Below are 7,702 nucleotides of genomic sequence, written 5' to 3'. Positions count from 1 at the left end.
TCTGTCAGTCTCCTCGCGGAGCCTGAATCACGCCGCGAGTGGATAATCAATGGGTCCTGACCCTAGAGAGTTCCGGCAGGAAATGAAGCGGTTAATGGGAATTAACCAAAGTTTATGTTTTATATACTTTAGTATTTTAAAACACCACATTTGATGTATCTTACGACTCTCGGTTGCACAGGAGTCGTCATGGCATTGATTCCCGCATTATGGCTGGGCGCTGCGCTGCTCGCCGCTGTGAGCATTTTCGCCGATCTGGGCGAGATCAGTCTTATTTTAGGTATTCTGGGCATATTAAACATCGCGGGCTTGGCCGCGCTGGGATGGGCCACGGCTTCGGACCCCGATAACGCGCCAAGACGGCGGTCGGCAGCAAAGCCGCCATCTGCGCGTCAAGTCGTAGTCCCGCAGGTGTCATATGCCCGCATTCGCCCCGACCACCGCTTTGGCGGCGAAGAGCCGGACCTGTTGCAGCCCATTCTCTCGCGCAAGATGATGCTTATGGAGCATCAGGCCGATCACAATACGACCGATCGGTTCTAAAATTTACCCTGAGCGATCTGACGGGGAGGGGCTGGCCGCACCGACTTAACCGGCCGCCTCACACCCCGTCCAAGGGAAGTCCGGCTCCGCCTCGATCTTCAGCAAGGCCAGAAGGCAATGCTGCACGTTATCAACGCGAATCTCATTGTTATAAACCTCGGTGCGCACCCCGCCCATCACCGCACGCGGGCGGCTGATGTAATAGCCGTCCAAGCTGTTATCGCGGAATTGCAGCTGCCGGATCGAGCGCAACCCGCGCCGCAAGGCCAAGGCATAAGCGTCGGCCCTTGCCGTATCGCCCAGCCGCCGCGCCAAGCGCCAAGCATCGGCGAGCCCTTCCATATAAACGCCGGTTGATGAGGCATGTGGCGGGCCAAAATCGGGGCGTTTGGGATTGTAGAACCGCCCCCAAAGATCGGGCGCAAGGCTGCCGCCCCATTGCTGCATCTCCAAAAGCCAATCGTTGCGCTCAAAGACGAAATCCGCCAGCTCGGGCGTGGCAAGGTCTTCGTGCAGCATCACATAGGCTTGGCTGTGCCAAGGAACGAAGGCTGGATTGGGCTGGGCGCGGTGCCAATCGCGGTAATAGCGGAAACTCGCAAGGCAGGCCTTGGCCAAAGCGGGATCACGGTCCTCTCGGTGCCGCGCGGCCAGATATAAAAGCGCCTCACCGGGGTAGAAGTTTTGGTTGTCGTTGCGGTCTTCTGGCGCAAGGAAGGTGCGAAAGGCCCCGTCCTCTTGGTGCAAATACGCAATCCCGCGCATCAGCCCGTTGTATTCCTCCAGGTGCGTCTGTGCGTCGATCAGCCCGGCTTGGCGATATTCAAGCCAAGCCAAAGCCGCAATCGCCATCGCGCCGAGCTTGGCTTTACCGTCAAGGATCACGGCGCCACGCCCGTCAATCTCGGTGTAATATTTGCCCAAATTGAAGCTCAGATTGCGGCGCGCGGCTTCGGCATCCGCCGCCAACCCGCTGCGCTTGGCGATCCGGCCCAGCGCCACAGTGGCCATGAATTGGCGCACCGTATTGTCGGCGGGCGATTCCTTGCCGCTGCTCGGCCAGTATTTATAGGTCATCCGGCCGTCTTCGCGCAGATTGGCCCGCATCCAATCGCTTAGACTTTCGATGGTGTCGCGCAGCAACTCGGGCCCAACGGTGCTGGGCGAGATGACATCGCCGCCACGATATAGCCGCGTGCAGCGATCTTCCTCTGGGCGAACAAGGAATTGTTCCGTCGTGAACCGCTGGACAACCGCCTTTTGCAAAAGCGCCTCGACCGTCATGCCAAGATCTTGCGCCATTTTGTCGATCTCGCGCAGCGGCGGACGGTTGTTGGCAATTGCCACCAAAGGCGCGATTCTTGTCTCGGTATCGCCCTCGCGCCCTGCCAAACGGATCGAAAGCCCGATCCGCCCAGAGATGCTGTTGGGTAAAAGCTTTGGCAGATCGGCGGGCAGGATCCGCTGCCAATCGCGGCTCAGACAGATCTCAAGACCGTCCGCCGGACGCCCCGCCAAATGCCGCGAGAGTTGCGCCAGGGCTTGAGCTAGGGTGGCGGCCTCATACCAGCCGCCCACAACCTTGCGCCCCCGATGCCGCCAGAGGAGCCAAACCGGCCCTTGCAGCGCGATCTCTGGCTCGGTCGCTCCGGTGACCTGCGCAAGAATATCCGCTGTGCTTGGGGTCTGATCTGGCATGGCGGGCCTGTCCTTGCGTAAGGGGTTCAACCAGAGGGCGTGACGCCGTGCGGTCCACACTCTTTCTAGTCGATTGCATTCTGTCGAGGGAATGAAAAAGAGCTGCCGTTGGGGGAACGGCAGCTCTAGGGGATAAGGCGCGAGAGGGCTCCCGCGCCTTGGGAGATGGGTTTAGGAGAAGAGCCCGCCGCTGCCGCCCAAGAGGCCGCCAAGCAAGCCGTCGTCGCCGATCACCGGATCGAGCAGGCCGCCGGTGGCACCGCCGATCAGGCCGCCAATCAAGTCGCCTTCGCCGCCAAGCAGATCACCGACCAGCGGGACACCGTCGAGCAAGCCGCCTTCGCCGCCGCCAAGCAGATCACCAACCAGCGGGAGACCATCCAGCAGGCCACCTTCGCCGCCGCCCAGCAGGTCACCAACCAGCGGGAGACCATCCAGCAAGCCACCCTCGCCGCCGCCCAGCAGGTCACCAACCAGCGGGATACCGTCGAGCAAGCCACCCTCGCCGCCGCCCAGCAGGTCACCAACCAGCGGGAGACCGCCCAGCAAGCCGCCTTCGCTACCACCCAGCAGGTCACCAACCAGCGGGAGACCACCCAGCAAGCCGCCTTCGCCACCGCCCAGCACATCACCGACCAGCGGTAGGCCAGCCAGCAAGCCACCCTCGCCACCGCCCAGCAGGTCACCAACCAGCGGGAGACCGCCCAGCAAGCCGCCTTCGCTACCACCCAGCAGGTCACCAACCAGCGGGAGACCACCCAGCAAGCCGCCTTCGCCACCGCCCAGCAGATCACCAACCAGCGGGAGACCGTCGAGCAAGCCACCCTCGCCGCCGCCCAGCAGATCACCAACCAGCGGGATACCGTCGAGCAAGCCACCCTCGCCGCCGCCCAGCAGATCACCAACCAGCGGCAGGCCAGCCAGCAAGCCACCTTCGCCACCGCCCAGCAGGTCACCAACCAGCGGCAGGCCACCCAGCAAGCCGCCTTCGCCGCCGCCCAGCAGGTCACCAACCAGCGGCAGGCCACCCAGCAAGCCGCCTTCGCCGCCGCCCAGCAGGTCACCAACCAGCGGCAGGCCACCCAGCAAGCCGCCTTCGCCGCCGCCCAGCAGGTCACCAACCAGCGGCAGGCCACCCAGCAAGCCGCCTTCGCCGCCGCCCAGCAGGTCACCAACCAGCGGCAGGCCACCCAGCAAGCCGCCTTCGCCGCCGCCCAGCAGATCACCAACCAGCGGCAAGCCAGCCAGCAAGCCACCTTCGCCACCCAAGAGGTCACCGACCAACGGGATGCTGTCGAGCAAGCCACCATCGCCTTGGCCCAAGAGGCCTCCGATCAGGCCGTTCTCACCAATCAGACCCGAGAGCAGGCCATCATCGCCCATCACGGTATTCAGCAGCCCGCCCAGTGGCCCGTTGTCGCCCAAGACATCGCCCAGAACTCCGTCGAGGATACCCGTCAGGATACCGCCTTCGCCGTTGGTCACACCACCGAGGAGGCCATTCAGCACGCCGTCCAGCACCGCTGTGACAGCGCCCAAGGCGTCGCCACTGGTCAGCGCGGCAAGGCCGTTGTCAATGCCTTGCGTCAGGTTGACCAGCAGGTCTTGCACCCCGTCCAGCACCTGCTCAGGCAGCGAGTCTTCCGCCACCAGCACCGAGTTGACAGTGCTCAGCAAGGCCTGCACCGCAGCGCCCGGATTGCCTTGCTCGACAGCGACAAGAGCGTCGGTCACGCCGGTTGCCAAAGCCTCGCCGGCCACGCTGCCCGACCCTTCGAGATGAGGGATCAAGGCATGCAGCAATGCGCCAGCACTTTCGGTCCCATCAGCCATGCCTTCGCCACCGCCAAGGATGCCTGTGAAGAGGTGACCCGCCAGCTCTCCAACCCCGCGCAGTGGCGAACCATCATTGATGCCGTCGATCAAGGAGGTGATACCACGCTGACCGGCATCACCCAAAGCGCCAGCCGCATCGCCGACGGTGTCGACGACTCCATCTTGGCCGCCCAGGACTTGCGACACCGTGCTGCCCAAGGTCGACACAGCGCCGCCGATGTCGGCACGGGCAACACTGCTCACCGTGGAGCTGAGGCCGCTGACCAAGGCCGGAGCGAAGACAGAGGCACCTTGGGCGACTTCATAGAGAACCGAGGTTCTTTGCACCTCGCCGTCACCATCACCATCGCCGTCACCATCACCATCGCCGTCACCATCGCCGTCACCATCACCATCGCCGTCACCATCACCGTCGCCATCGCCGTCACCATCGCCGTCACCATCACCATCGCCGTCACCATCGCCGTCACCATCACCGTCGCCATCGCCGTCACCATCGCCGTCGCCGTCGCCATCGCCATCACCGTCGCCGTCACCATCGCCGTCGCCGTCACCATCGCCGTCGCCATCACCGTCGCCGTCGCCGTCACCATCGCCATCACCGTCGCCGTCACCATCGCCGTCGCCGTCGCCATCACCGTCGCCGTCACCATCGCCGTCGCCGTCGCCGTCGCCATCACCGTCGCCGTCACCGTCACCGTCGCCGTCACCATCGCCGCCGCCGTCATCATCATCATCGCCGTCGCCGTCACCATCGCCGTCGCCGTCACCATCGCCGTCGCCGTCACCATCGCCGTCACCTCCTGAAGCCAAGAGGCCAACGCCGCCGATTACCGCAGCGCCAATCGCAGCCATATCTTCGTCCATCATCGCAGCGCCGATCCCGGCGGCATCGCCTTCAACAGTGGTGGTGTTGCCATCCACACCGCTGAATTGGCCGTTTTCATAAAGCAAACGGCTCACTTCGCCGTTCGGGCCTTTGACGAAGAAATCCTCAATGATGATGCGCTTGCCATCGACAAGGTTGATCACCAGATGATCGCCCGATTTCACGAACTGCTTCACGTCGCCTTGCATAGCGGCGATGCGGAAGTCAGCGGGTTGCTGGGCCGAGATACGAATGGTTTCCATGATACTCTGGTCCTAGGTTGATCGGTTTCAATTCAACGGTTCAGAAGTGACCAGCCCGAGGCCGGCCGAATTTGCTGCGCAGCGCGGTAGAGCCTGACGAGATCCGTCTCGCCCCTGCGGTCCGTTTGCGCCGCGGCTTGGCAGCTCCCCCGATCAAAGCTCGCCCCCGAACCGGCACTTTTGCGCCGGCTTGCTGAAGGAGGACCGTGACAGTGAGTCTGCTGGACATTGCGGCCCCTGTGTTGCTAATCTCAAAGATAGTCGCCGAGATACTAAAGTATGTATGGGGTCAAATCGGGATGGCTGTCAATCACTAAGGTGGCGACCTCTGATCCATATTTTCATCGCATTTGATATGCCCGTGCTGGACAACCGCGCGAAGCCACCACAATCTGTGGGCGACAGACGCCTAAAGCCGCGCAACTGTTGCGATTGGCGACCCCAAAAGCCGCTTTCAAAGATCCCGCGGCAAAGCGCCGTGCACCTTTCGTCAATTGTTCGAATCGATATTGGAAACCCGCAGCCCACTGCTTTTCGTTGATGGTTCGCTTTCAACCCGGCACAAAAAGGCTGTCTTTCTTGAGTGGAGCCTCAGGTGATTCCTTCCTCTCCGCAGGTCACTGAAACCCGCAGCACCAAGCCCGCTCTGGGCTTGGGCCAGACGGCGGCTGGCCTTCGGGCTTGGATGCCTTTGCTGGCCGCCATGCTGGCCACCGACAACCGCGGCACGGTCGCCCTCGCCACAACCGGCGAGGTGCTTTTGGCCAATGATGCGGTGGGCCCGCTTCTGGTGGGGTTGGTGCAAAGCTTCGGCAGCGCCGCGGGATGGCTTGAAGCGCGAGATAAGGCCCAGCGTCAGGGCAGCTGCCGGGTCGAGCTCAGGCCAGGGCTGGCAGGCACGCTCAGCTGCGTGGCCCCCGATGGTGCAAAGGAGCAGTTCTTCCTGCTGCGCCCAGATGAAAATGAGATCGACGAAGACAACCTGTCGCGCAGCGATCGGATCGCCTTTATGGCGCATGACCTGCGCGCACCTTTGCAAGCCCTGATCTTGGCCAGTGAGGCCAAGACCCCCTCCACCGCAGGCCAAACCACCGCGCTAAGCGCAGTGGCCAAGCTGGCGCTGAACCAAGTGCAATCCTTGCTTGAGACGGTGCAGATCGACAGCCTTTCCCACCAGTCCGAACCTGAGGAAAGCTTCGATCTGGTGGGATTGGTGCGCGATATGACCCAGCTCTTGGCCCCGATCTGCCAACGCAGCGGCAGCGAGATCTTTGCCGAGCTGCCCACCGGGCCACAGTGGCATCGCGGCCCCGCGCATCTGATCCGCGCGATCTTGCAAAACCTGATCTGTAACGCTGGCCGGCTTGAGGGCGGCGGTCCCGTCACGGTGCGGCTGCGCATCGCGCCCTCGGGTCTGCCCTTTGAACAATTAATCACGCTTGAGGTTGAGGATCAGGGGCCGGGCCTCTCCCCCGATGAGCGGGCCGCCCTACTGGCGCCACGACGCCGCGACTCGGGTTCTTTGGCCCCCTCGGGCACGGGCTTTGGCTTGGGGCTTGGCATTGTGACACGGGCCGTGCGGCGGCTTTCGGGGCGCATAGATGTCGCCTCCGGACGCAATCGGCGCGGCAGCCTGTTCCGCGTCGTCTTTCCGCTGGCGCAATCTTCGGCCCTGCCCGGCCCTACAGCGCCAGAACGCCCGGTCACCCTGCACGGATTGCGCATGCTGGTGGCCGAAGATAACCCGGTGAACCTGTCGATATTGGTTCAAAGCCTGACCGAGGCTGGGGCCGCTGTTGAAGGCGTGGCAGACGGCAAAGCCGCGCTACAGCGTGCAAAAGAGCTGCGCGGCAAGTTGAATCTGGTGCTGCTTGACATCAACCTGCCCGACATCGACGGGATCGAAGTCACCCGCCGCATCCGCGCGATGGAGGCCGAGAGCCGGCCCTCGCCCGCTGAACCTTTGCTCATTCTGGGGCTGACGGCGCATACCGGCTCGGTCGTGCATGGTGCCGGGCTGGCAGCCGGGATGACCCAAGTGCTGACCAAGCCGATTCGCCCCACCCAACTGCACCGCGCGCTGCGCGACGCTTGGGAAGGCGGCATTCCCGAAACGTCGCTCCGCCCAGATGAGCCCGAGATTGCAGGAACACACAGCGTGCTGGACGAACGTCAGGTTATGGAAATCACCGAAGATATGGGGCGCGAGCTGGCCGTCAGCTTCATGCGTCGCGCCCTTGCCGAAGCGACCGAGGTGCTGCGTGTTTGCCAAGAGGGCGCTCCCGCTGACAGGCTGCGCAGCATCATCCATTCGGCGATTGGCTCAGCCGGGCTGACCGGTCTGGCGGCGGTCACCGCGGCCCTGCGCGATCTGCAAGAACCAAGCCGGGAAGGATTGCGCGACACAGCAGCCGAGGCCGCCATGCAAGAGGCGCTCAGCAAAACCGAAAGCCGCCTGCAAGCCTTTGCCAAGGAGGGCTGACCGCTTCCCCCC

At 63.3% G+C, this 7,702-nt stretch carries 4 protein-coding genes; 2 read left to right on the top strand and 2 right to left on the bottom strand.

Going from position 1 to position 7,702, the window contains the following annotated elements:
• Positions 1-189 precede the first annotated feature (189 nt).
• Positions 190-543 carry a hypothetical protein gene (locus tag Q9295_RS03205; protein ID WP_306679059.1) on the top strand — a complete coding sequence of 118 codons (354 nt, stop codon included), beginning with the start codon at positions 190-192 and terminating at the stop codon, positions 541-543.
• 45 nt (positions 544-588) lie between these two features.
• Here Q9295_RS03205 and Q9295_RS03200 read toward each other — a convergent pair whose 3' ends face one another.
• Entirely contained in the window at positions 589-2,241 is a 1,653-nt protein-coding gene (locus tag Q9295_RS03200) for a hypothetical protein (protein WP_306679058.1), read from the bottom strand.
• A 171-nt stretch (positions 2,242-2,412) separates the two neighbouring features.
• Positions 2,413-5,208, bottom strand: coding sequence for a BapA/Bap/LapF family prefix-like domain-containing protein (locus Q9295_RS03195; protein WP_306679057.1), 2,796 nt, complete (start codon positions 5,206-5,208; stop codon positions 2,413-2,415).
• A gap of 595 nt (positions 5,209-5,803) precedes the next feature.
• Here Q9295_RS03195 and Q9295_RS03190 point away from each other — a divergent pair.
• Positions 5,804-7,690 carry a hybrid sensor histidine kinase/response regulator gene (locus Q9295_RS03190; protein WP_306679056.1) on the top strand — a complete coding sequence of 629 codons (1,887 nt, stop codon included), beginning with the start codon at positions 5,804-5,806 and terminating at the stop codon, positions 7,688-7,690.
• Positions 7,691-7,702 lie beyond the last annotated feature (12 nt).

The sequence above is a fragment of the Pseudogemmobacter lacusdianii genome (assembly GCF_030848395.1).
Classification (GTDB): Bacteria; Pseudomonadota; Alphaproteobacteria; order Rhodobacterales; family Rhodobacteraceae; genus Pseudogemmobacter; species Pseudogemmobacter lacusdianii.
This window is presented reverse-complemented; position numbering and strand designations above follow the sequence as displayed.